15 protein-coding genes, 2 tRNA genes and 3 rRNA genes are annotated in these 22,128 nt (G+C 54.0%); 3 read left to right on the plus strand and 17 right to left on the minus strand.

From position 1 onward, the window contains the following. Positions 1-59: 59 nt before the first annotated feature. From LOH54_RS10995 to LOH54_RS11035, 9 genes are all read right to left on the minus strand, one after another. Complete coding sequence (locus LOH54_RS10995; protein ID WP_231019126.1) at positions 60-506, minus strand: DUF3015 family protein; 447 nt, start codon at positions 504-506, stop codon at positions 60-62. A 95-nt stretch (positions 507-601) separates the two neighbouring features. After that, positions 602-1,174, minus strand: coding sequence for a lipid-binding SYLF domain-containing protein (locus tag LOH54_RS11000; protein WP_231019127.1), 573 nt, complete (start codon positions 1,172-1,174; stop codon positions 602-604). A 12-nt stretch (positions 1,175-1,186) separates the two neighbouring features. Next, entirely contained in the window at positions 1,187-1,858 is a 672-nt protein-coding gene (aat, locus tag LOH54_RS11005; protein WP_231019128.1) for a leucyl/phenylalanyl-tRNA--protein transferase, read from the minus strand. Next, complete coding sequence (gene clpA / locus LOH54_RS11010; RefSeq protein WP_231021242.1) at positions 1,855-4,059, minus strand: ATP-dependent Clp protease ATP-binding subunit ClpA; 2,205 nt, start codon at positions 4,057-4,059, stop codon at positions 1,855-1,857. The genes aat and clpA overlap by 4 nt, the downstream gene beginning before the upstream one ends. Continuing rightward, positions 4,059-4,358: an ATP-dependent Clp protease adapter ClpS gene (gene clpS, locus LOH54_RS11015; protein ID WP_231019129.1), complete on the minus strand. Its 300-nt coding sequence runs from the start codon at positions 4,356-4,358 to the stop codon at positions 4,059-4,061. The genes clpA and clpS overlap by 1 nt, the downstream gene beginning before the upstream one ends. Before the next feature lie 165 nt (positions 4,359-4,523). Next, positions 4,524-5,237 (minus strand): Rieske 2Fe-2S domain-containing protein, encoded by a 714-nt coding sequence (locus LOH54_RS11020; protein WP_231019130.1) that lies wholly within the window; start codon positions 5,235-5,237, stop codon positions 4,524-4,526. 10 nt (positions 5,238-5,247) lie between these two features. Beyond that, positions 5,248-6,612: an FAD-dependent oxidoreductase gene (locus tag LOH54_RS11025; protein WP_231019132.1), complete on the minus strand. Its 1,365-nt coding sequence runs from the start codon at positions 6,610-6,612 to the stop codon at positions 5,248-5,250. 188 nt (positions 6,613-6,800) lie between these two features. Beyond that, positions 6,801-8,489 carry an SUMF1/EgtB/PvdO family nonheme iron enzyme gene (locus tag LOH54_RS11030; RefSeq protein ID WP_231019133.1) on the minus strand — a complete coding sequence of 563 codons (1,689 nt, stop codon included), beginning with the start codon at positions 8,487-8,489 and terminating at the stop codon, positions 6,801-6,803. Positions 8,490-8,614: 125 nt separating this feature from the next. Continuing rightward, on the minus strand, positions 8,615-9,850 hold the full coding sequence (locus LOH54_RS11035) for an aminotransferase class I/II-fold pyridoxal phosphate-dependent enzyme (RefSeq protein ID WP_231019134.1): 1,236 nt from the start codon (positions 9,848-9,850) through the stop codon (positions 8,615-8,617). A gap of 56 nt (positions 9,851-9,906) precedes the next feature. On the opposite strand from LOH54_RS11035, the gene bioD reads away from it, so the two are divergent. From bioD to LOH54_RS11050, 3 genes are read left to right on the plus strand one after another with little or no spacing between them, the layout of a single operon-like run. Continuing rightward, the gene (bioD, locus tag LOH54_RS11040; protein WP_231019135.1) at positions 9,907-10,548 is read left to right on the plus strand and encodes a dethiobiotin synthase; all 642 of its coding nucleotides are present in this window, start codon (positions 9,907-9,909) and stop codon (positions 10,546-10,548) included. A gap of 23 nt (positions 10,549-10,571) precedes the next feature. Continuing rightward, the gene (locus tag LOH54_RS11045; RefSeq protein WP_231019136.1) at positions 10,572-11,453 is read left to right on the plus strand and encodes an aspartate carbamoyltransferase catalytic subunit; all 882 of its coding nucleotides are present in this window, start codon (positions 10,572-10,574) and stop codon (positions 11,451-11,453) included. Continuing rightward, positions 11,440-12,372: an aminodeoxychorismate synthase component I gene (locus LOH54_RS11050; RefSeq protein ID WP_231019137.1), complete on the plus strand. Its 933-nt coding sequence runs from the start codon at positions 11,440-11,442 to the stop codon at positions 12,370-12,372. The genes LOH54_RS11045 and LOH54_RS11050 overlap by 14 nt, the downstream gene beginning before the upstream one ends. 303 nt (positions 12,373-12,675) lie before the next feature. On the opposite strand, the gene rrf is transcribed toward LOH54_RS11050, so the two are convergent. The 8 genes from rrf to LOH54_RS11090 form a co-directional block, all read right to left on the minus strand. Continuing rightward, positions 12,676-12,791 (minus strand): 5S ribosomal RNA (gene rrf, locus LOH54_RS11055). Positions 12,792-12,923: 132 nt separating this feature from the next. Continuing rightward, a 23S ribosomal RNA gene (locus tag LOH54_RS11060) occupies positions 12,924-15,790 on the minus strand. A gap of 186 nt (positions 15,791-15,976) precedes the next feature. After that, positions 15,977-16,050: transfer RNA gene (locus LOH54_RS11065), tRNA-Ala, on the minus strand. 12 nt (positions 16,051-16,062) lie between these two features. Continuing rightward, positions 16,063-16,136 (minus strand) — tRNA-Ile (locus tag LOH54_RS11070). A gap of 124 nt (positions 16,137-16,260) precedes the next feature. Further along, positions 16,261-17,755, minus strand: a 16S ribosomal RNA gene (locus LOH54_RS11075). The 16S, 23S and 5S rRNA genes sit together here with 2 tRNA genes alongside, the layout of an rRNA operon. Positions 17,756-18,139: 384 nt before the next feature. Continuing rightward, complete coding sequence (locus LOH54_RS11080) at positions 18,140-18,772, minus strand: prepilin-type N-terminal cleavage/methylation domain-containing protein (protein WP_231019138.1); 633 nt, start codon at positions 18,770-18,772, stop codon at positions 18,140-18,142. Between the two features lie 143 nt (positions 18,773-18,915). After that, positions 18,916-20,733, minus strand: coding sequence for a citrate/2-methylcitrate synthase (locus LOH54_RS11085; RefSeq protein ID WP_231019139.1), 1,818 nt, complete (start codon positions 20,731-20,733; stop codon positions 18,916-18,918). 10 nt (positions 20,734-20,743) lie between these two features. Continuing rightward, complete coding sequence (locus LOH54_RS11090) at positions 20,744-22,063, minus strand: ATP citrate lyase citrate-binding domain-containing protein (protein ID WP_231019140.1); 1,320 nt, start codon at positions 22,061-22,063, stop codon at positions 20,744-20,746. Between the last annotated feature and the right edge of the window lie 65 nt (positions 22,064-22,128).

Consider the following 22,128-nt stretch of genomic DNA (forward strand, 5'->3'; position numbering starts at 1 on the left):
AAAACCCTTTGGGGAAGATGGAAGGATGGGCCGGAGGAACCGGCCCGGTAAAAGCAGATTCAGCCCTCGACGGTTGCGATGTTGTCGAGAACGTCAGCCATCTTGACGTCGCCGGACGTGTAGATGCTGTTGTAGTTTTGCTGCAGGGAAGCCGCAAAAGCCGCTTTGTCGTCGACTTTAAGCAGTTCCGCGAGCGTATCGACGCTTTCACCGCCGCCGATCGCCGCCTCTTTTGCGAGCTGATCCATGTTGGATGCGACGAATTCGGCCGCACGGTCGTTCATCACCAGCGGCATGCGCTTACAGCCGGATGTACCGGACGTAATACCGAAGGTCTGGTTGGCAGAGGTACCGTTCGTTGTCGCCTGCAGGGCGAGCATCAGCGCGGAGCTGTCATCTTTGATGATCATCGCACCGAGACCGCAGCCTGTCTGGCTATTGACACCGGCGAATGCCGCCGAACTGAGTGCCGCAACCGCAGCAAGACTTACAAGTACTTTTTTCATAGTGACTCCTTCATCGTTTGATGATGGTTCAGTATAGGAATTGTTTCCTTAAAGCGGTCTAATAACCCACACTTTATCACCGCCGTTAGCAGCGGCTATTCGTTGAGCTCGTCATCTTTCCAGTACTTCGTGCCCTGGATCGTCGCCTGCAGCGCCAGACCGGTCTTAGTCAACTGATAGAGGCGGATGCCGGGCGCCACGGTGATCGCCCCCCCGAACGCCGCACCTTTATCATCGGCTTTGGCCGCGGCATCCGCCTGGGCGTTGGCCTCCCATCCCTTGTTGATGAAGCCCTCATAGACCTCCTTGTTCTCGAAAAGGAAGACGCCGCGGAAATCCTTGATGCCGATACCGAGCCCCACGCCGACGGTCCCCATATTCATATAGGTGTCCTTGCCCGTCTTGTTGTCGTGCGCCACGCCGGAACCGCCGCCGGCGGAGACAAGGATGATATTCACGCCGATGTTGCTGAACACCGCGTAACCGTACGCTTTTTTAATGATCGCTTTCGCCTCCGGTGCCTCTTTGTAGAGCATCGCCAGCGTTTCCGCTTTCATCTTCTGCACCTCCTGGCGCTTCTCCTCGGCCGTCTTCCCGCTCCAGAATCCCGAAAGCAGCATGACGCCCAGCAGTGCCAGAACCGTTGCCTTGATCGTTTGCCGTTTCATGCCCGCTCCTTTTTATGCTTGCATGAAACCCATTATACCTTTATCACGTAACTGTTCAAGACGCAACAAAAAATAATCGCGGCTCACTTCGATCGCCCCCAGACTCTTGAGGTGCTCCGTCGGTACCTGCGCATCGATCATTTCGAAACCGCGCGCTTTCAGATGTTCGACGAGTGCGGCAAACGCGGCCTTGGAGGCGTCGCTGACATGGGCGAACATCGATTCGCCGCAGAACATTCCACCGACCTCGACCCCGTAGAGCCCGCCGACAAGCCGCCCCTCCTGCCAAGCCTCGACCGAGTGCGCATGCCCCATCGCATGCAGCACCTCGTAGGCCTCGACCATCTCCGGAAGGATCCAGCTCCCCTCCTGTCCCGGACGCGGCGTCGTCGCACAGGCACGGACCACGTCGCCAAAGGCCGTATTGAAACGGATCTCGAAATGTTTCAGCCGCTTTCGCAGGGAACGGCGTAGCACGAAGTCGTCAAGATTGAGAATGAACCGGGGATCGGGCGACCACCACAAAATGGGATCGCCTTTGCTGTACCAGGGGAAAATACCGCTGCGGTAGGCCAGCAGCAGCCGCGAGGGCGAGAGGTCGCCGCCGAAGGCGACGATACCGGATTCGTCGGCGTCCCTCGGGTCGGGAAACGCCAGTTCGTATCGGATCTGCTGCGGGATCACACCGCCGCCTCTTCCTCCGCATGTTCGTCGTACGTGAAAACAATCTCGTTTTTGTAATCGACGTGGACCGTTCCGCCCGCCTTCAGACGGCCGAACAGCATCTCATTCGTAAGGGGATCTTTGATCTTCTCCTGGATGATCCGGCCGAGCGGACGGGCGCCCATCGCTTTGTCGTAGCCCATCTCCGCAAGATAGCCGCGGGCTTTTTCGCCCAGGGTGATCGTAATGCCCTTCGTCGCCAGCTGTGTATTGAGCTCGCCGATGAACTTGTCGACGATCCCCTCGACGATTTCGCGATCCAACGGCGCGAACTCGATGACGGCGTCGAGGCGGTTACGGAACTCCGGCGTAAAGAAAGCCTTGAGCGCCTCCCCACGGGCCAGGCTGCTGTCAGCATTGAAGCCCATGACGCTGCGCTCCGTCGCGCCGACATTGGAGGTCATGATCAAGATGACATTCTTGAAGTTTGCCTTGTAGCCGTTGTTGTCCGTCAGTGTTGCGTTGTCCATCACCTGCAGCAGGATGTTGATCAGCTCCGGGTGCGCTTTTTCGATCTCGTCGAGCAACAGAACCGTATAGGGATGCTTGCGGATCGCCTCTGTCAGCAGCCCGCCCTGCTCATAGCCGACATAGCCCGGAGGGGCGCCTACCAGGCGTGAAAGCGCATGTTTCTCCATGTATTCGCTCATGTCGAAACGCTCAAAGTGGACCCCCAGCGTCTCCGCCAGGGACTTGGCCAGTTCGGTTTTGCCAACGCCCGTCGGCCCCGCAAAGAGGAACGACGCGATCGGCCGCTCTTCAGGGTTGAGGCCGGCGCGGCTGCGCTTGATCGCCAGGGCGACCTTTTCGACCGCGGCATCCTGCCCGATCACCTTGCTGCGCAGGTCGCGTTCCAGATGTTCGAGGCGCAGGGTATCGTCTTCGCACACCTGCGAGGTCGGGATCCCCGTCATCTTTGCGATGACGTTTTCGATATCGAGGGCTTCGACGACGTTGCGGTCATGCTTTTTCAGATGGAACGACGCCCCCGCCTCGTCGATAAGGTCGATTGCCACGTCGGGCAGGAAGCGGTCGGAGATATACTTCTTCGACAACGATACCGCCACTTCGAGGGCTTTGTCCTCGTAGGTCAGTTTGTGGTGCTTCTCGTACTTCGGCCGAAGTCCCTTGAGGATCTCGATGCTCTCCGCCTGGCTCGGCTCATCCACATCGATTTTCGCGAAGCGGCGGCTCAGCGCCCGGTCTTTCTCAAACACATTGCGGTACTCGGCGTAGGTCGTCGCCCCCATACACTTCATCGCCCCCGATGCCAGGGCCGGTTTGAGCTGGTTGGAAGCGTCCATGCTGCCGCCATTGACGGCACCCGCACCGACGAGGGTATGGATCTCATCGATGAACATGATGGCGTTCTTGTGCGCCGTCACCTCATCGATAACCCCCTTAAGGCGCTTTTCGAAGTCGCCCCGGTACTTTGTGCCGGCCAGCATCGCCCCGAGGTCCAGAGCGTAGACGGGGGCCTCCTCGAGCAGTTCGGGGACCTCACCGTCGGCGATGCGAATCGCCAGCCCCTCGGCGATGGCCGTCTTCCCGACGCCGGGTTCGCCCACGAGGAGCGGGTTGTTCTTTTTCCGGCGGCAGAGCGTCTGCACGACCCGCTCGATCTCATCCTGGCGGCCGATGACCGGGTCGATGCGGCCGGCACGCGCCTGCGCCACCAGCTCCACCGTATATTTCTCCAGATAGCTTTCCTCCGCATCCGATACGGACTGGGGCTGCACATCTTTGTGCGAGATCACTTCCAGAACGTCGACGCGGTTGATATCGCTCTCGAGCAGTACCTGGCAGGCGTAGGTGTGTTTCTCTTCGTAAATCGCCGCCACGAGGTCGCCCACTTCCGCCTGCTGCTTCTGCGCGCTCTGGATATGGCGGATCATCTGGTCGATCATCCGTGAAAGCGCGACGGTCTCGAAGGGCTCCTGGGTCACGTCTTCAGGCAGGGGGTCCATTGTCATGGAGAGGTAACGGCTCACCATGGCGCGCATCGCCGCGACGTCGCCGCCGCACTCCCGGATAATGGCGATCCCCTCTTTTGAACCGAGCAGGGCATAAAAGACATGCTCGATCGTCAGGTATTCATGCCGCTGATCTTTGGCATACAGCAGCGCTTTTTGAAAGACGGCATTAAGTTCGGCACTGATCATCACGCTTCCTCCATCGTTGCCTTGAGCGGGTACCCATGCTCCCGGGCCAGGCGGCTTACCTGCATCACTTTGGTCTCTGCCACTTCGTAGGTATAGACGCCGCAGATACCGCGGTCCTGGCGGTGGATATCGAGCATAATCTGCTCCGCTTCCTGATAATTTTTATGAAAAATACTCATCAAAACCTCGACGACGAAATCCATCGATGTGTAGTCGTCGTTGAGCAAAATCACTTTATATTGTCCCGGCTCCTTGAGCAGCAGTTCACCCTCAAGTTCAAGCTCTTTTTTGGTACTCAAACATTGTCCTTAAAACGTGCATTCCACTGCCTCTGCGGTGAAAATGCATAAATCGGTCTTGTTCTTTACTAACGTCAGTTAGATTAGCAGGGATTGTGTAAGCAACGACTTAAAAATGCAGATTAACGGCGGAGGCCCCGGAAAAGCCTGCCGTGCGAAGGAGATTCAGAGTTTAACGATGTCCCGGGTATAGTCACGCAGCAAGACGGTTTCGGCGCGTTCGGACACCTTGGCTTTCGCCTTGCGTTTGCTGCCGAACTGCTCTTTGAGCTCGCGGCGGAAACTGCCGAAAAACTCGTGGAATTTGTCTTTGCCCAGGACGCCTACCGCCCAGAGGGTGTTGTCGCTGCCGACTTCGAGCACGATGGCCGCCAGCGGCTGCGGCGCCTTTCCCTCCTTGACCCGGCAGCCGCGCTCCGCGTCGTAGACGGACGTATGCCCGTCGCAGACGATATCCCCCGCAAAACGCTCTCCGGGATTGCGGAACGTGATGAAACTGTCATTTTTGTTGATGTGCGTCAACTGGTGCGGGCAGATCCCGCTGTAGGCGACAATCGTTCCCTTGCTGCCGACACCGCCCTTCCAGACGTATTCGTTCCCGAATTCGTCGGTCAGTTCAACGTCTTTCGCCGTCGGCATCGGCAGATTCACCAGCAGGCATGATGTGCCGGCATAGGGGTAGTTAAAGACGTAATTCTCGCCCGTTTTCAGCGCATCGGCCTTCAAAGGAGCGCCGCTGCCGTCGACAAGCTTCACCTTGGCGTACCGTTTGTAGAGGGCGCCGTCCTTGGCCATCAGGGTCTGTCCGATCGTGGAAGGGTTGATCGCGATCACCGCACCCGTCGCACTGAGTACCTTTAAAAAATTTCTGCGTTCCATTCCTTGCCTCCTATGCGTTGAACATGTCGCGGTACATGCCTTTGGCCCACTCCATCAGGCCACGACCGTTGTTGATGCCGACACGCCCGTCCCATGTCTCGTTGGTGTAGACATTGGCAAACGTAAAGCGTTTGGCCTTCGCATCGTAAGCGTACCCGGCGTTGATTGAAATGGCCAGGACCGGATCGCTGGCAACGGCCGAGTAGCAGATCGTCAGCGGCGATTCCCACGGCGTCTCCTCTCCCCCGTTGATTTTGGCGGCGATCCGTTTGGCGATGTAGACGCCTTCCGTATTGGCGGTGTTACCGGACTTGCTGAAGCCCATCGGGCGGACGTCGCCCCCGCAGTAGATCTCCGGATGGCCGTTAACCTCGTAGGTCAGCACGTTGATATCGGCCTCCATCTTGTTGAAGATGCTGTCCTTCGCGACCCCCGCGACCTCCAGGATCTTACCGCCGCGCACATGCGGATAAAACGCGGCATCTTCAAAGGCGATAACATCATCGTAATCGGTCATCACCTCTTTTTTGTCCAGATCGAAATGCGCGATCTTCGTCCCCGGATGATAGTCGATGTACTCCTTGTAAAGCTTGTCAAAGGCCGAGTGGAACCCTTCGGCCTTGATCGTGATATCGTCATTTTCATCGATCAGGACGACCTTCCCCTCGATACCCTCTTTTTTGAAATAATCCGCGATGAGACAGGCCCGTTCATAGGGTGCGGGCAGACAGCGGTAGTTTCCGCCGGGCACCGTCAGAATGAAGTTGCCCCCTTCAAAATCCAGCACTTTGTTACGCAGGGTGAGGTGCTCCGAACCCGGTTTGAAGCCCGCCGGGAACTCCGTACGGAGCCGACGTTCCAGCGCCGGCTCCTTCGTCCACTCTGAATAGTCGTAATCAATACCGGGGGCAAGGACGAGGTAATCATAGGTAAGATCGCCGTCGCTCGTCATGACCGTTCGCTTTGCCTTGTCCACACCTACGACCGTGGCGTTGAAAAAGGTGTAATTGTTTTCCCGCGCGGCCTGAAGGTAGTCGTGTATCAGGAAGTCAAGCTCCACCGCCTCGACCAGCCAAAGGTTGCTGACCGGGCAGGACATGAATTCGCCGCGCTGTTCGACCAGCACGACGTCGGCGTTCGGCGCATACTTCTTAACGTACTTGGCCACCGTCAACCCGGACCATCCGCCGCCGACGACGACCACCCGCGGTGCATCGGTTTTCGGCAGCGCCGCTTCCGTTCCGACACCGACGCTCCCGGCATTCGTCGTCTCCTCTTCATCCGGCCCGAGTCCCATCTGCGAGCACCCCGCAGCCCCAATCGCGGCAGCGGCGGCACCGGAAAGTTTGAGCAGATCTCTGCGTGACAATCCCATGATTCCCTCCTTGTACAATTCATGTGGCATACTCAACCATTTTTGGTGAACACCCATTGTCACTATTTCAAGCTTAAAGGAAGAAGAAATTATTACTGAAAATAATATATTACATTTTACTTATTATTAAAAATTAAATTATATTGATTTTTATTGTCGTGAAAATTGAGAGAGTGTATACTCCGGCTTCACGGCTCGAGGATGAGCCGGAAACCGGTGGTTTCACTGCGGAAAGTAGGGATATTGACGTCGCGGTAGGAGGGTGAGAGTTCCTCTGCACTGCTCTTGATGGATCCCCCGCGGATGATCTTCATCGCCGCATTGTCGGAGACGAGACTCTCCGCTTTGGAAGGGGCGCTTTTATAATCGGGGGTCGCCCCGTCCTGACACCACTCGGCCACATTCCCGACCATGTCGAAGAGACCGAAAGCGTTGGGCTGCAGCAGGCCGCGGGAGTGCACGAATCCGTGGGCATTGGTCGCCACCCATCCATACTGGGCGGCATTGGCGGCACTGTCACCCCACGCATAAAGCGTATCGCTGCCGGCGCGGGCGGCGTACTCCCACTCCGCTTCTGTCGGCAGGCGGTAATGCTTGCCCGACATCTTGCTCAGCCACTCGGCATACGCCATGGCCTCTTCCCAGCTGACGTACGCGACCGCCGCACTCTCGTTTTTGAGCAGTTTTTTCTTGCGGTACTTCGCCCCCGTTGCCTTCAAAAAGGCGCTATAGGCTCTGTTGCTGACTTCATAGGCGCTCATTTGCAGCCCCGCTTTGACCGTCACCATATGTACGGGTTTGCTGTTTTCAAACTGCTCGGAACCCATCAGGAAAATCCCTTCGGGGATCGCCACCATCTCCGCCGGTTCTATGTATTGGGGGGCTTCATCCGCGGCCTCTGTGCCTCCTACCAGCGCCTGCTGCTCCGCTTTCAGGCGTGCAAGGGCTTCTTGCTGCGCTTTGAGCTCTGCTTCTACCTTCTCCAGCTCCTGGTTCTTGGAAGTGACCGCCCCTTTGTCGGCGGCGGTGCTCTTCTCTTTGGCTTTGAGCGCGTTGATCCGGTTGGCTGCTGTCTGATTATATGCCGACTCGGGATAGGCGATCAGAAAGGCTTCATAGCCGACGACGCTGTTTTTGGCTTCTGCACGCTGCCACGCTTTGTCCGCGGGCGTCAGCAGCTTGGCGGGAACATTGAAGTAGAAATCCGACGCGGCAATACGGGAGTGGACTCCCGCCTTGGAGAGCTTGTCGGCCAGTGCATCCATATCGTCATGGCCTTTTCCGACCGTCTGCATAAGATGCCCGAAAAACGGAGAGCTTACCGATTTACCGTTCCAGCGCACGAGGGTATCCGCCTCCTTGACGTCCTTGACGGCGTCAAGGATCAGCTCTCCGTCCGTCGTATTCGCTTTGCCGCTGTAACGAAACGCATCGACGATGCCCAGGCTGACCCGGGGAGTGTGGCGCTGCAGCTTCTGAAGCAGAAAATCAAAACTGACGGCGGAGAGGCGCAGTTGGGGCAATCCCTCCAATTTCATCCGTGCCGGCATCATCCACGCCTGTGAATCATGGACGACCATCCGTCCGCTGTAGGCAAGGGTAATGACGGCATTGGGAGTGATCCCTTTGTCAAAACTGCGGAAGGTTTTAATGAGCTCCGCCCGGTCAAGATTGAAGGCCGTGACCGTCGTGAAGCCCTTGGATTTCAAAAAAGACGCCAATGCCTGTGCCGACGCAACCGCCTTGTCGTCGTTCGTCTCGGTAGTCAGTCCGTTCGCGATCACCAGAGCATAACGCTTCTCACTCTTCATCTGCTCCACGGTGGCGGAAAAGAGTAACGAAACACCCAGGAACAAAAAGAGGAAAATAGTACGCATCATAAGCCTTGCAGGGGTATCAAAAGGTCTATATTATCATTTCCTTAAGCTTACAATCTAATTAAATCTAACAACCTATGGCTGCTAACGGCTTTTGTGAGCCTCCCTGACGCACCTGCGCGCCGTTACTCGGCCGCCGTGATAAAATCCCTGATCAGGTCATCGGGGTTCTCCAGCCCGACCGATACACGGATCAGACCCGGCGTGATCCCGAGAAACGCGCGCTCATTGTCGCCGAAGTCGCTGTAGATCGTCGACGCCATATGCAGTGCCAGTGTCCGGCTGTCGCCGATATTGGCCGTGATCGTCACCAGTTTCGTTTTGCGCAGAAAATCGTATGCGGCCTCCGCGCTTCCCATATCGATCGTAAAGAGCGGTCCCGTCCCGTTACTGAACTGCGTGGTATAGCGGTCATGGTGCGGGTGATCCCTCAAGGCCGGGTGGTTCACATTCAGCCCCGCCTCTTTCAGGGCGTGCACGACTTTTTCGACACTCTCAATGATCCGGTCCAGACGCAGGGGCAGCGTCTCGAGCCCCAGCATCGTCAGGTAGCTGTTGAACGCCGACGGGCTCATACCGAAGTCGCGCATCGCCCGTTTTTTACCGACGGCGACGAGGGCCATCGCCCCCATTTTGTCGATAAACTTGTGAATCGACGCATAGCGCGGCGTCTTGAACTTGTCTTTGCCCTCGCCGATCGCCCGGAAAACGGCGGCGCCGCCGAGGGCCGACGCGTTTCCGGCGATCAGCTTCGTCGTCGAGTAGACGACGATGTCCGCGCCGAGCTTCAGCGGCTGGATGCTCAAAGGCGTCACGGTATTATCCACCATCAGTGCGATCCCGTGGGCATCGGCGATCGCCGCAACGGCCTCAATATCCGGCAGACGCATGTTCGGGTTTCCGACGCTTTCGAGGTAGATCAGCTTTGTCTTGGCCGTGATAACCGCTTCGACCTCTTCGAGGGCATCGACGTCGAAAAAGGCGGTACGTATGCCGAAGCGTTTCAGGGTCTCCTCAAAAAAGGAGTACGTCCCCCCGAACAGACCGCCGATGCTGATGATCTCGTCCCCGCTCTCCAGCAACGACATGACGGCCAGGGTCGTCGCCGCCATGCCCGAACTTGTCGCGATGGCGCCGACGCCACCGTCCATCTGAGCCAGGAGGCTTTCCAGTTTTCCGGACGTTGGATTGCCCACACGGGCATACAGCGGCTTTTTCACGCTGCCGTTGAAGATCCCCTCCGCCGTCTCCGGATCTCCGTACGCGAAGGCTGCCGAGTTGGCGATGACAGGCGAGATTGCCCCCTCTTTCGCCCCGCTCCCCTGCACGATCTGTGTCGTAAACGCTTCAAAACGATTCATTTCTTTAAACCTGTTGACTGTAAAATAGGGTCACATTATAGCCGAAAGAGGTTTAGGTGGCGCAACACATTTTTATCACAGCGACCAATACGGAGATAGGCAAAACTTATACGACCGTCAAACTGATGCATGCACTGAGTGCACGCGGCCTCCATGTCGGCGTTGTCAAACCGATCGAGACCGGCGTCACCACCGCTCCGGAGGACGGCACCCTGCTGCTGCAGGAGCTCAAACAGCTCAACCCCCAGGCCTGGGCGCTCGACATCGACGATATCGTCCCTGTGCAGTTCCCCCTGCCCGCGGCCCCCTATGTCGCCAAGGGAGAGGCCGCCATCGACTGGCATGCCATCGACCGTGCCGTCGAGGCGATGGACGCGATCTGCGACGTCTGCCTGATCGAAGGAGCCGGCGGACTGCTGGTGCCCGTTGATTCCCAGACCGATATGATCGACCTGATCCCCCGGTACCGGGCTAAAGCGCTGCTCGTTGCCCACTGCCGTCTTGGCGGCATCAACGATCTGCGTCTGAGCCTTGAAGCGCTAAAACGGCGCGGCATCGAATCAGAATGGGTATTGAACTGTCGGAAAGGGGATAACGGGTTCGATGCGACCTCCCGTCCCTGGTTCGATACCGCCGCGCCGGGATGGTTCAATCTCGAAGAGGACATTGGGCAACTTTGCGACGCGCTTTTGCTATAATTCTCCAAAAATAAAGAGGGTCCATGCAGCATCTCATCCGTACCGACGACTTCAGCACTGAAGAGATTCTCTCCCTCTACGATGACGCGGACCTCTACGCCCGGGGCGGTTTTCACCGCATTCTGCAGGACCGTATCATCATCACCCTCTTTTTCGAAAACTCGACACGCACCCGCAGCTCCTTTGAAATCGCTGCAAAACGGCTCGGCGCCGAAGTCGTCCACCTCGATGTCGGCAAAAGCTCCACGAAGAAAGGAGAGACCCTCGTCGATACGGCGATGAACCTTGACGCGATGGGACCGGATGCCATCATCGTCCGCCATGCCAATGCCGGGGTCCCGAAGATCCTCTCCAACCACACCCGTGCCGCGATCATCAACGCCGGTGACGGGGCCCATGCCCATCCGACACAGGCCCTGCTCGATCTGTTTACCCTGCGCAAACATTTCGGGGACGTCAACGGCAAACGCATTGCCATCGTCGGTGATATCAAGAACTCCCGGGTCGCGAACTCCAACATCGAACTGCTGCAGCGCTTCGGTATGAAGGTCACCCTGGTCAGTCCGCCCCAATTCATGCCGCAGACCGACCTGCCCTCCACCTATCACCTGCAAGACGTGATTGACAACGTCGACGCCATCATGAGTCTCCGCACCCAGACGGAGCGCCACTCCCAGCCCAGCTACGCATCGCTGCAGGATTATGCCAGCGACTTCTGCATCACCAAAGAGCTTGTCGGCGCCCGCGACATCATTATCCTGCACCCGGGACCGGTACACCGCAATATCGATATCGACGACGACCTTCTGGCCGATGAGCGCTGCAAAGTCCTTGAACAGGTCTCCAACGGCGTCTCCGTACGCATGGCCGTGCTCAAAAAACTGATCCTTGATGGCAACCGCTAGTCTCAACACCCTCTGCACGCAATCCGTCCCCTTCTTTTTTCTTTCCGATTTCGAAGGGAAGGATCTCGCCTGCTATCCCCTTGACACCCTCGCAGACGAAGATATCGAATTTGCTTTCCATGCAACAGGCACTCCCCATGATACCCAGGTGGAGAAACAGCCTATCGGGTTTGAGCCCTATAAAGAGAAGCTGCTAAGAGTCCAGGAGTATATTAGAAACGGCGACACTTATCTGCTGAACCTGACCCAACCCACACCGATCGAATGCAGCGACAGTCTGCATACCATTTACGCGAAGGCCAATGCACCCTTCAAACTCCGTTTCAAAGATCAATTCGTCTGTTTCTCCCCGGAAAAATTCATTGAGATCATCGATGACAGAATCTATACGTACCCTATGAAGGGGACCATCGATGCCTCCCTTCCCCATGCGGAAGAGACGATTCTCAGCGATGAAAAAGAGATGGCGGAGCACCTGATGGTCGTCGACCTTCTTCGCAACGATCTCGGTATCGTAGCGACCAATATACAAGTCGAAAAATTCCGTTATATCGACAGGATCAAAGCCGGCACTAAAAAGCTGCTGCAGGTGAGCTCAAAGATTTCTGGAAAGCTGGAAAGTACCTGGCCGTCACGCATCGAAGAGATACTGCATGCACTTTTACCAGCAGGGAGTATCAGCGGTACACCGAAAAAACGTACCGTGGAAATCATCAAAGAGGTCGAAGGGTACCAACGCGGCTTTTTTACAGGGGTATTTGGCTATTTTGACGGCAAAGACCTCTACAGTGCCGTTTCCATCCGCTTTATCGAAAATACGCCGTCTGGGCACGTCTACAAGAGCGGCGGCGGCATCACAATAGACAGTGATGCACAAAAAGAGTACGAAGAGCTTATCGACAAGATCTATATTCCCTGAACATGGGTAAGTGCATTTATATAGAACAGACAGATTTCTAAGTTGATGTAATTTTCGAATATCGTTAGTTTACACTGTGGATAAATGATTAGTGATACTTTGGAAGTAAGTAAAAGAAAGATAAATCCGAGAACCAGGATATCTCATGAAAAAAGGCAACGGGGTTGCGTTTTTACAGGAGTAAAGTAAGATAGATGAAGAGCGAATACGTAGTATAAAGCCAACATAGCCGCCGGAGTTTAGACTTAAGAGATTGTTGGTAATAAATTGTTGTGATTGTTTGAATGTGAAGAAATTCCGAGAACCAGGCGGCGACCTACGTTCCCAACCCTGCAAGGGTCAGTATTATCAGCGATGAGAGGCTTAGCTTCCGGGTTCGGAATGGGGCCGGGCGTTTCCCTCTCTCTATAGCCACCTGGACAATCGGATCTAAAAGCACCGAAGTGATCTTAGATCCGACTGTGTCGGGAAGTTTTCATTGTTAAAGTCAACGGCAACTACAGTGATTACAGCTTCTCATATTCAGTAAGGCAGTAAGACACTAATTTTAGGGAAAAAAGACGAACGGACTATTAGTACTGGTCAGCTAAACAGATTGCTCTGCGTACACACCCAGCCTATCAAGCATGTAGTCTTCATGCGTCCTTCAGGGAGAGTTCATCTTGGAGTTGGCTTCCCGCTTAGATGCTTTCAGCGGTTATCACATCCGAACGTAGCTACCCGGCGGTGCCCTTGGCAGGACAACCGGTGCACCAGTGGTTCGTCCAACCCGGTCCTCTCGTACTAGGGTCAGCTCTCCTCAACTCTCCTACGCCCACGGAAGATAGGGACCGAACTGTCTCACGACGTTCTGAACCCAGCTCGCGTACCGCTTTAAATGGCGAACAGCCATACCCTTGGGACCTGCTCCAGCCCCAGGATGCGATGAGCCGACATCGAGGTGCCAAACCTCCCCGTCGATGTGAGCTCTTGGGGGAGATCAGCCTGTTATCCCCGGCGTACCTTTTATCCTTTGAGCGATGGCCCTTCCACACAGAACCACCGGATCACTATGACCGTCTTTCGACTCTGCTCGACATGTACGTCTCACAGTCAGGCTGGCTTATGCCATTATACTCTGCGATGGATTTCCAACCCATCTGAGCCAACCTTTGTAAGCCTCCGTTACTTTTTAGGAGGCGACCGCCCCAGTCAAACTACCCACCAGACATTGTCCTGACAGAGGATAACTCTGCGCAGTTAGCTATCAGAATATTCAAGGGTGGTATCTCAAGGGTGCCTCATATACAACTGGCGTCATATAATCAACGGCTCCCACCTATCCTGCACATGAATATCCCAATAGCAGTGTCAAGCTATAGTAAAGGTGCACGGGGTCTTTCCGTCTTTCCGCGGGTAGGAGGAATTTTCACCTCCACTACAATTTCACTGGATCCCTGGTTGAGACAGCTCCCATCTCGTTACGCCATTCATGCAGGTCGGTATTTAACCGACAAGGAATTTCGCTACCTTAGGACCGTTATAGTTACGGCCGCCGTTTACTCGTGCTTCAATTCACCGCTTCGCAAAGCTAACGGATCCTTTTAACATTCGAGCACCGGGCAGGCGTCACACCCTATACATCCACTTACGTGTTGGCAGAGTGCTGTGTTTTTGGTAAACAGTCGGGAGGGACTCTTTGCTGCGACCCGCTTCTGCTCCACCCGCAGGGGTTTCACATACAACGGGCACACCTTATTCCGAAGTTACGGTGCTAGTTTGCAGAGTTCCTTAACCAGGGTTCTTCCACGCGCCTTAGAATACTCATCTCACCCACCTGTGTCGGTTTACGGTACGGGCGACTGTAGATATGCTTAGAAACTTTTCTCGGCACGACGGCATCAACGATTCTGTTTCTGCTCCGAAGAGCGTCGACAGCCTGTCAGATCTCGGTCTCATGTAAGGCGGATTTGCCTGCCTTACAACCTACATCCTTCGAGCCACTATTCCATCAGTGACCTCGTTTAGCCCTATGCGTCCTTCCATCACGCTCTACAGTCGGTATCGGAATATTAACCGATTTGCCATCGTCTACCCCTTTCGGACTCGACTTAGGTCCCGACTAACCCTACGATGACGAGCATCGCGTAGGAAACCTTGGGTTTACGGCGAAGCAGATTCTCACTGCTTTTATCGCTACTCATGCCTGCATGCTCACTTCCATCCGCTCCAGCACTCCTTGCCGGTATACCTTCAACGCTGAATGGAACGCTCTCCTACCACTTAGTAAAACTAAGTCTAGAGCTTCGGTGTACATCTTAGCCCCGTTATATTTTCGGCGCAGAATCGCTAGACCAGTGAGCTGTTACGCTTTCTTTAAAGGATGGCTGCTTCTAAGCCAACCTCCTGGTTGTTTCAGCAACTCCACATCCTTTTCCACTTAGATGTAACTTAGGGACCTTAGCTGCTAGTCTGGGTTGTTCCCCTCTCGACGATTGATTTTATCACCCACCGCCTGACTCCCGAGGTTAGGCATACAGTATTCGGAGTTTGATAGGGTTTGGTACCGCGGTGAGCAGCCCTAGCCCTGTCAGTGCTCTACCCCTGTATGCTAATAACTCGAGGCTATACCTAAATATATTTCGGAGAGAACCAGCTATCACTGAGTTTGATTGGCCTTTCACCCCTATCCACAAGTCATCCGGAGGCTTTTCAACGCCTATCGGTTCGGTCCTCCACTAGCTCTTACACCAGCTTCAACCTGCTCATGGATAGATCACTCAGTTTCGGGTCTGCAGCATCTGACTAATCGCCCTATTAAGACTCGCTTTCGCTACGGCTTCGCGTTCGCTTAACCTTGCCAGATACCACAACTCGCAGGCTCATTATGCAAAAGGCAGTCCGTCACCCCTCATAAAGAATGGGGCTCCGAATGATTGTAAGCTATAGGTTTCAGGTTCTATTTCACTCCGTTCACCACGGTTCTTTTCACCTTTCCCTCACGGTACTGGTTCGCTATCGGTCTGGTAGTAGTATTTAGCCTTGGAGGGTGGTCCCCCCATGTTCAGTCAAGATAACACGTGTCCCGACCTACTCGAATAACATGTAGATAGTTTTCGCTTACAGGGCTATCACCTTCTATGGCTCCTCTTTCCAAAGGATTCTGCTAACACACTACACGCTTTAGGGCTAGTCCCATTTCGCTCGCCGCTACTCTGGGAATCTCGGTTGATTTCTTTTCCTCAAGGTACTGAGATGTTTCACTTCCCTTGGTTCGCCCCCCGAAGGGTGACACGATTCGCACCGTGCCGGGTTGCCCCATTCGGAAATCCCCGGATCAAAGCTTCTTGGCAGCTCCCCGAGGCTTATCGCAGCCTAGTACGTCCTTCATCGCCTCTACCAGCCTAGGCATCCACCTATAGCTCTTAATATCTTTATTCTAATTAGCGCTTACTGCCTTACTCAATATGAATAAGACTGTAATCTTCAATTGTAGTTGCATATAGTAATTTCTTACTATATTTGTTGACTTTAACAATGATAATTCAATGAACGATTTAGACTCTTATACACTAAGAAGTCTAATATGAATACTTCATCAAGTACTCGTATTAGGCTTCATCCGTGGTGGAAATAGCGGGATCGAACCGCGACCTCCTGCGTGCAAAGCAGGCGCTCTCCCAGCTGAGCTAATTCCCCACATAGTGATCCTGGTGGGCTAGGAGGACTTGAACCTCCGACCTCACCCTTATCAGGGGTGCACTAACCAGCTGAGCTATAGGCCCCTTCTCGCATTTCTAATTCAATAGAACACAGATCACTGAAAACTAAGCAAGCAAGCGGACAGACACAACTCTGTGTGAGATTTTCTCTTCGGGCCCTCAAACGAATGAGGCCCGGTTACTCTAGAAAGGAGGTGATCCAACCGCAGGTTCTCCTACGGTTACCTTGTTACGACTTCACCCCAGTCGCTGATTCCACCGTAAGCGGTAGCCAGTTTGGCATCCCGATTTCGGGGAAATCACTCCATGTGGTGACGGGCGGTGAGTACAAGACCCGGGAACGTATTCACCGTAGCTTAGCTGATCTACGATTACTAGTGATTCCAGCTTCATGCACTCGAGTTGCAGAGTACAATCCGAACTGAGAGACGCTTTATGAGATTGGCTCCACCTCGCGGTATCGCAACTCTCTGTACGTCCCATTGTAGCACTGTGTAGCCTGGCCGTAAGGGCCATGATGACTTGACGTCGTCCTCACCTTCCTCCTCCTTGCGAAGGCAGTCTCCTTAGAGTGCCCACCGAACTGCTGGCAACTAAGGACGGAGTTGCGCTCGTTGCGGGACTTAACCCAACATCTCACGACACGAGCTGACGACAGCCGTGCAGCACCTGTTTTCAAGCTCCAGTAAACTGGCACTACGTATCTCTACAGTATTCTATCAATGTCAAGGCCAGGTAAGGTTCTTCGTGTATCTTCGAATTAAACCACATGCTCCACCACTTGTGCGGGTCCCCGTCTATTCCTTTGAGTTTTAATCTTGCGACCGTACTCCCCAGGCGGAATGCTTAATCTGTTAAGTGCATCACCGAAACTACAAGAGCCCCGACGACGACATTCATCGTTTAGGGCGTGGACTACCAGGGTATCTAATCCTGTTTGCTCCCCACGCTTTCACGCCTCAGCGTCAGTTATGTCCCAGCAGATCGCCTTCGCTTTCGGTATTCCTAGTGATATCTACGGATTTTACCCCTACACCACTAATTCCATCTGCCCCTTCCATACTCTAGGTTCCCAGTTTCAAGTGCAGTTCTATGGTTGAGCCATAGGATTTCACACCTGACTTAAAAACCCGCCTACGCGTCCTTTACGCCCAGTGATTCCGAGTAACGCTTGCTCCCTCCGTATTACCGCGGCTGCTGGCACGGAGTTAGCCGGAGCTTATTCATTAGGTACCGTCATTTTCTTCCCTAATAAAAGGAGTTTACACACCGAAATGCGTCATCCTCCACGCGGCGTTGCTGCATCAGGGTTTCCCCCATTGTGCAATATTCCTCACTGCTGCCTCCCGTAGGAGTCTGGTCCGTGTCTCAGTACCAGTGTGGCGGATCATCCTCTCAAACCCGCTATGTGTCATCGCCTTGGTGAGCTCTTACCTCACCAACTAGCTGATACAATATAGGCCGATCCCTCAGCGAAAAACCTTTCCCTGCGAACAGGAGTATCCGGTATTAATCACCGTTTCCAGTGGCTATCCCAGACTGAGGGGCACGTAACCTATACATTACTCACCCGTGCGCCACTCGTCAGCAAAAGAGCAAGCTCTTCCCTGTTACCGTTCGACTTGCATGTGTTAAGCACGCCGCCAGCGTTCACTCTGAGCCAGGATCAAACTCTCCATAATTGAAAAGACGTTTCCGAAGAAACGATTACTGATCCAGCCCAAGATATAAAATCATTGGCTGTATAGTGTCTATCACTATTAATAGTAATAGACGGTTAAATTGTGTCTTATCTAAGTAAGACTTCCAGACTCGCATCTGTCCATCCCACTTGCTTAGTTTTCAATGATCTCAAACTTCCCAAATCTTCAACTCGAAGACCCGGCTGATCGGCTTCTTTCGATGCCTCTCATCGTTTGTGGACGGGAATTATAGGGGATTCCTAAAGCAATGTCAAGAGGTTTCTGCGCAAATTTTCGAATTTTGTGAAATTTCTTCGAATTGGCCAGTTTTTGCTTCTAATTAGTCTTGCCTGACGCCCTAATAATGCACCCGCTCTGTCTTACTTAGGGGACATCCCTTCCGTCTATCGTTGCCACTTTTACAAAACCTGTTTCTTTGGTTATCGTAACCGTAGCATTGTGATCATCTTTCGTCGTCAAAGTAATTGTGCAGTCTGCTGTCAATAGACTGCCAATCGCCCCATACGGTCTTCCTATATGATCAAACGCAATATATTTGTTTGCTGCTCCAGGGTAGCACCCTGCAGAGAACGTCACTGAATCCACACCATACTTTTTCCATAAAAGGACATCATCATTTGTTTCTGCGTCCTCATTACAGTTATTGGAGTAGAGTTTTTTCTTCGTCAACGGATCAATCGCCGCTTCACCTACACTATTGACGTTACCGCCACCGTTACGGTCTGCATAAACATCATAGCAGTCACCATTATGTGCGGCAGAATGTGTAAATGCAATTTGCCACAATGTTGCATTCCAATCTACACCAACAGGCGCATCATTAATGCGGTCCTCAACTAAAGCATGGTGCTGAGCCAAACGAATATGGCGCGCGATCTGATAAGCGGCTTCTCCCGCATTGTCACGTTCAAAACGTGGAATAAACACAGAAGCGAGAATACCGATGACGACGATAACGAATACAAGTTCCAGCATTGTGAATGCAGATTTTTTCATAGAAAACCCTATCGCAAATTTGTATGATAGGTCATTATAACATAAGAAAACAGAAGCGGGGATGGTGAAGATTGTGGGAAGAAATCCGGGGAAGTGCGCGTTGCGCTTCCCCGGAGGCATTACATTTTGTCGAACGGTGCTTTTTAAAGCTCTTCCGCTTTTTCGACGTTGTAAAGAATGTCGTCCATCGGGTGGCGGTACATCGGCATACCGAGACGTTTTTCGTCCAGGATATGACCGATGAAGCCAATCGAGCGGCCGACGACGAAGAATGCATTCAGGGCACCCGCGTCGATGAAGCCGTCGATTTCCTCTTCGGAGTAGCCGAGCGCACGCCACATATCGACCATCAGGATACCGATCGTACCGTCGACGTTCAGGATCAGGTTATCCTTCTTGGACGTCGTCAGCTTCTCGACTTCGAGGGCGAAATCAAGCAGCGGAGTCGCCGGGAAGTTTTCAGCTGCAAACTTCTTCAGACCGGAAACGCGCAGGTCCGGGTTACGGACGGACTTGATACGGTGACCGATACCGGAGATCGTTTTGCCCTCTTTTTTCATGTAGGCGATGAACTCTGCCGGGCTCATACCGTTGTCGTTCGCATACTTGAAGTAGCGCGCCGCGTCATCGATCGCACCACCGAAGCGCGGTCCGATAGTCAGAAGACCAGTGACTAGCGCAGAGATAACGTCTTTGCCGGCACGCGCGGTGACTTTCGCGTTGTGTGCACCGGAAACCGCCGGGCCGTGGTCTGCAACAGTTTTCATGACGGTTTCGATGTAGTCCGTCGCCCATTTCGGGTAGCGTTTCTTGAACCACAGCAGTGAAACAACGTCACCGATGCCGAAACCGGTATCTGGCGTTGCAACAGAGCTGATCGGGTAGCCTGCGTACGTCGCTTCGTCACCGCGGTCGTCAGAGATCGTACAGATGAACTCTTTCTTGCGACGAACTTTCGGTACTTCGCGCAGTGCAGGCTCTTCGATTTCGCCGATGACGCCTTCTGCTTTCAGTTTGTTGTAAACCTCGTTGATCTTGCCCGGAAGATCATTGAAGCTTGCCGGTACGTAGATACCCGCTTCTGCCATCGCCACGTTTTTCGCTGCAGCCGTTTCGGCATCGGCGTTTGCGGATGCACCCGCATGACCGAACTGAACACCGGAGCTGAAGTGCTTCGCGATCGTACCGATACACCATGCGATGATCGGTTTTGTGATCTTGCCGGACTTGACCGCTTCGATCACTTTGTACTCTTCCGTACCGCCGACTTCGCCGAGCAGGATCATGTATTTGACCTGCGGGTTGTTCTGCATACGCAGGAGGTTGTCGATGAAGACGGAACCGACGAAGCGGTCACCACCGATCGCAACACCCTCTGCAATACCGTCGGCATTGATGGAGATAATGTTGGAAAGTTCGTTGAACAGACCGCCGGAACGTGTGACAAGGCCACACGAACCTGCACGGTGCAGTTTGGAGTTGATGATATTCTCGATCGTACCGCCGACGTTCGCGATCTTGAACGCGCCCGGTGCGATACCGCCGACCGTCGCAGGCCCGATAACCGTGACACCGGCATCACGTGCCGCCTGGTTCATACCGCGAGCCAGACGCTCCGGGATACCTTCCGCCGTCACCATGATCGTTTTGAACTGGCCCTTCAGACCGATCGCTTCCATCGTGACGTCATACGCCGTACGGAAAGAGGCGAAGTTCAGCAGAACATCTGCGTTCGGGAACGCGCTCGCCGCATCGGTTGTGTTGCGGAAAACCGGGACCATAATTTCGTCCGGCCCGTAGAAGAACTTCTCGAATTTATTGCTGGAAGTCGGTGCAACGATTGCCGCTACCGACGGTGTCGCACGATTGATGACAAAGTCATAGTCGAGCATGCGCTGGATCGCGCTTGCGTTGTTGTTCCAGAAAATTGCTTGTGTGTCTTTTGTAAACAGTGCACCCATTCTTCTCTCCTTACTTCTCAAGTGCCATACGCACGATATCGGTGACGTGTGTTTCCGGCCCGTAGACTTCGATGGACAGACCGAGACGGTCCGCCGCTTCTTTAATGTCTTTGAGACCTTTTTCGTAGTTCGGTCCGCCGCGGCGTACGTAAATGCGCGTATTGTGCGCTTTCATCTTCTCTGCATACTCTTCGAAGGACTGGATGATACCCGTAAAGGTCTTCGCAACGTCGGTGAAGTTCGCGATCGCCCCGCCGATGATGAGGATTTTATCGCGGCCCTGCGCATCTTTGTGGCGCGTCATCAGGTCAAGGAGCGTATCGGCGTAGAACTTCGTTTCACCCGTCGTCGGACCACCGGAGTATTCACCGTAGTTTGCGAGCTCTTTGACATCACCGGAAAGGTCTGCAATCGTATCCGCATAAACAACAGAAGCACCGCCGCCGGCAACCATCGTCCAGATACGGCCAAGCGGGTTGAGGATCGTCAGTTTCAGTGATGCACCGGATTTGGCATCGGCTTCAGCAACAGCCTTCTCTTCCGGGGACTGGTCTTCCATACCGAATGCGGTCGGATACTCTGCACCGCACCATGCGTCACCCATCATAAAGCCGGCCGTGTCGTCCAGGCGAGCGACGAGGTCAAGGATCGCCATATCATTGTCTTTGAGCATAACGATCGGGTTGATCTCAAGGTAAGCGAAGTTCAGGTCGCGGTAGAACTTGAAGAATGCAATCGCGAAAGATGTAAATGATTCTTTGTTCTCAGCCGGAATGTCTGCAGGTACGTTAGCACGGACCGCATGTTCCATATCCGCATCACTCATATTGATCGGGATATGAACCTCGTTGACTTTTTCGTCCCAGCCCTCTTCGACTTCCATGCCGCCCTCTGCGGACATGTAAAGGACATCGTCTTCGCCGACAGTTGTCGCGGAGATGTAGTACTCCTGCTCCTGGGTATGCGGCGTGAACGGCTCAACGACGAAGTGCGTCAGTCTGCCGTGCTGACCGGAAAGCAGCGTCACGTCATGTGACATCTTCTCATCGATCCATTTGGCGGCATCGTCCAGTGTGACGTCACCAGGCTTGTTCGTTTTAAAAAGAACGAGATCGTTTTTACCGCGTTTACCGAACAGCATATCCGGTTTCGCGACGAGCGGCTCCTGCTTCAGCCATTCGAAACCGTGTTCCTCGGCTTTCGCTTTCAGTTCCGCACCGCTGGTGACAAGAACCGATTTGAATCCATAGTGAAAACCGCTGAAATATTTTTCCCAGTGGCGGGCAAAGATGGCTTTACCGTCGTATTCACGAATCGCTCTTTGAGCCATTTCAACTCCTTGAAAATCTTTTGGCTGGATTATATCACGTATGATCTCCCAGCCCGGCTTGAGAC

This window comes from Sulfurimonas sp. HSL-3221 (genome assembly GCF_021044585.1).
Lineage (GTDB): Bacteria > Campylobacterota > Campylobacteria > Campylobacterales > Sulfurimonadaceae > Thiomicrolovo > Thiomicrolovo sulfuroxydans.

What these genes read in the sequence shown, in the direction of transcription:
- LOH54_RS10995 (WP_231019126.1), bottom strand. Translation starts at nt 506, where the DNA reads ATGAAAAAAGTACTTGTAAGTCTTGCTGCGGTTGCGGCACTCAGTTCG.
- LOH54_RS11000 (WP_231019127.1), bottom strand. Translation starts at nt 1,174, where the DNA reads ATGAAACGGCAAACGATCAAGGCAACGGTTCTGGCACTGCTGGGCGTC.
- clpA (WP_231021242.1), bottom strand. Translation starts at nt 4,059, where the DNA reads ATGATCAGTGCCGAACTTAATGCCGTCTTTCAAAAAGCGCTGCTGTAT.
- LOH54_RS11020 (WP_231019130.1), bottom strand. Translation starts at nt 5,237, where the DNA reads ATGGAACGCAGAAATTTTTTAAAGGTACTCAGTGCGACGGGTGCGGTG.
- LOH54_RS11025 (WP_231019132.1), bottom strand. Translation starts at nt 6,612, where the DNA reads ATGGGATTGTCACGCAGAGATCTGCTCAAACTTTCCGGTGCCGCCGCT.
- LOH54_RS11030 (WP_231019133.1), bottom strand. Translation starts at nt 8,489, where the DNA reads ATGCGTACTATTTTCCTCTTTTTGTTCCTGGGTGTTTCGTTACTCTTT.
- LOH54_RS11035 (WP_231019134.1), bottom strand. Translation starts at nt 9,850, where the DNA reads ATGAATCGTTTTGAAGCGTTTACGACACAGATCGTGCAGGGGAGCGGG.
- LOH54_RS11045 (WP_231019136.1), top strand. Translation starts at nt 10,572, where the DNA reads ATGCAGCATCTCATCCGTACCGACGACTTCAGCACTGAAGAGATTCTC.
- LOH54_RS11050 (WP_231019137.1), top strand. Translation starts at nt 11,440, where the DNA reads ATGGCAACCGCTAGTCTCAACACCCTCTGCACGCAATCCGTCCCCTTC.
- LOH54_RS11080 (WP_231019138.1), bottom strand. Translation starts at nt 18,772, where the DNA reads ATGAAAAAATCTGCATTCACAATGCTGGAACTTGTATTCGTTATCGTC.
- LOH54_RS11085 (WP_231019139.1), bottom strand. Translation starts at nt 20,733, where the DNA reads ATGGGTGCACTGTTTACAAAAGACACACAAGCAATTTTCTGGAACAAC.
- LOH54_RS11090 (WP_231019140.1), bottom strand. Translation starts at nt 22,063, where the DNA reads ATGGCTCAAAGAGCGATTCGTGAATACGACGGTAAAGCCATCTTTGCC.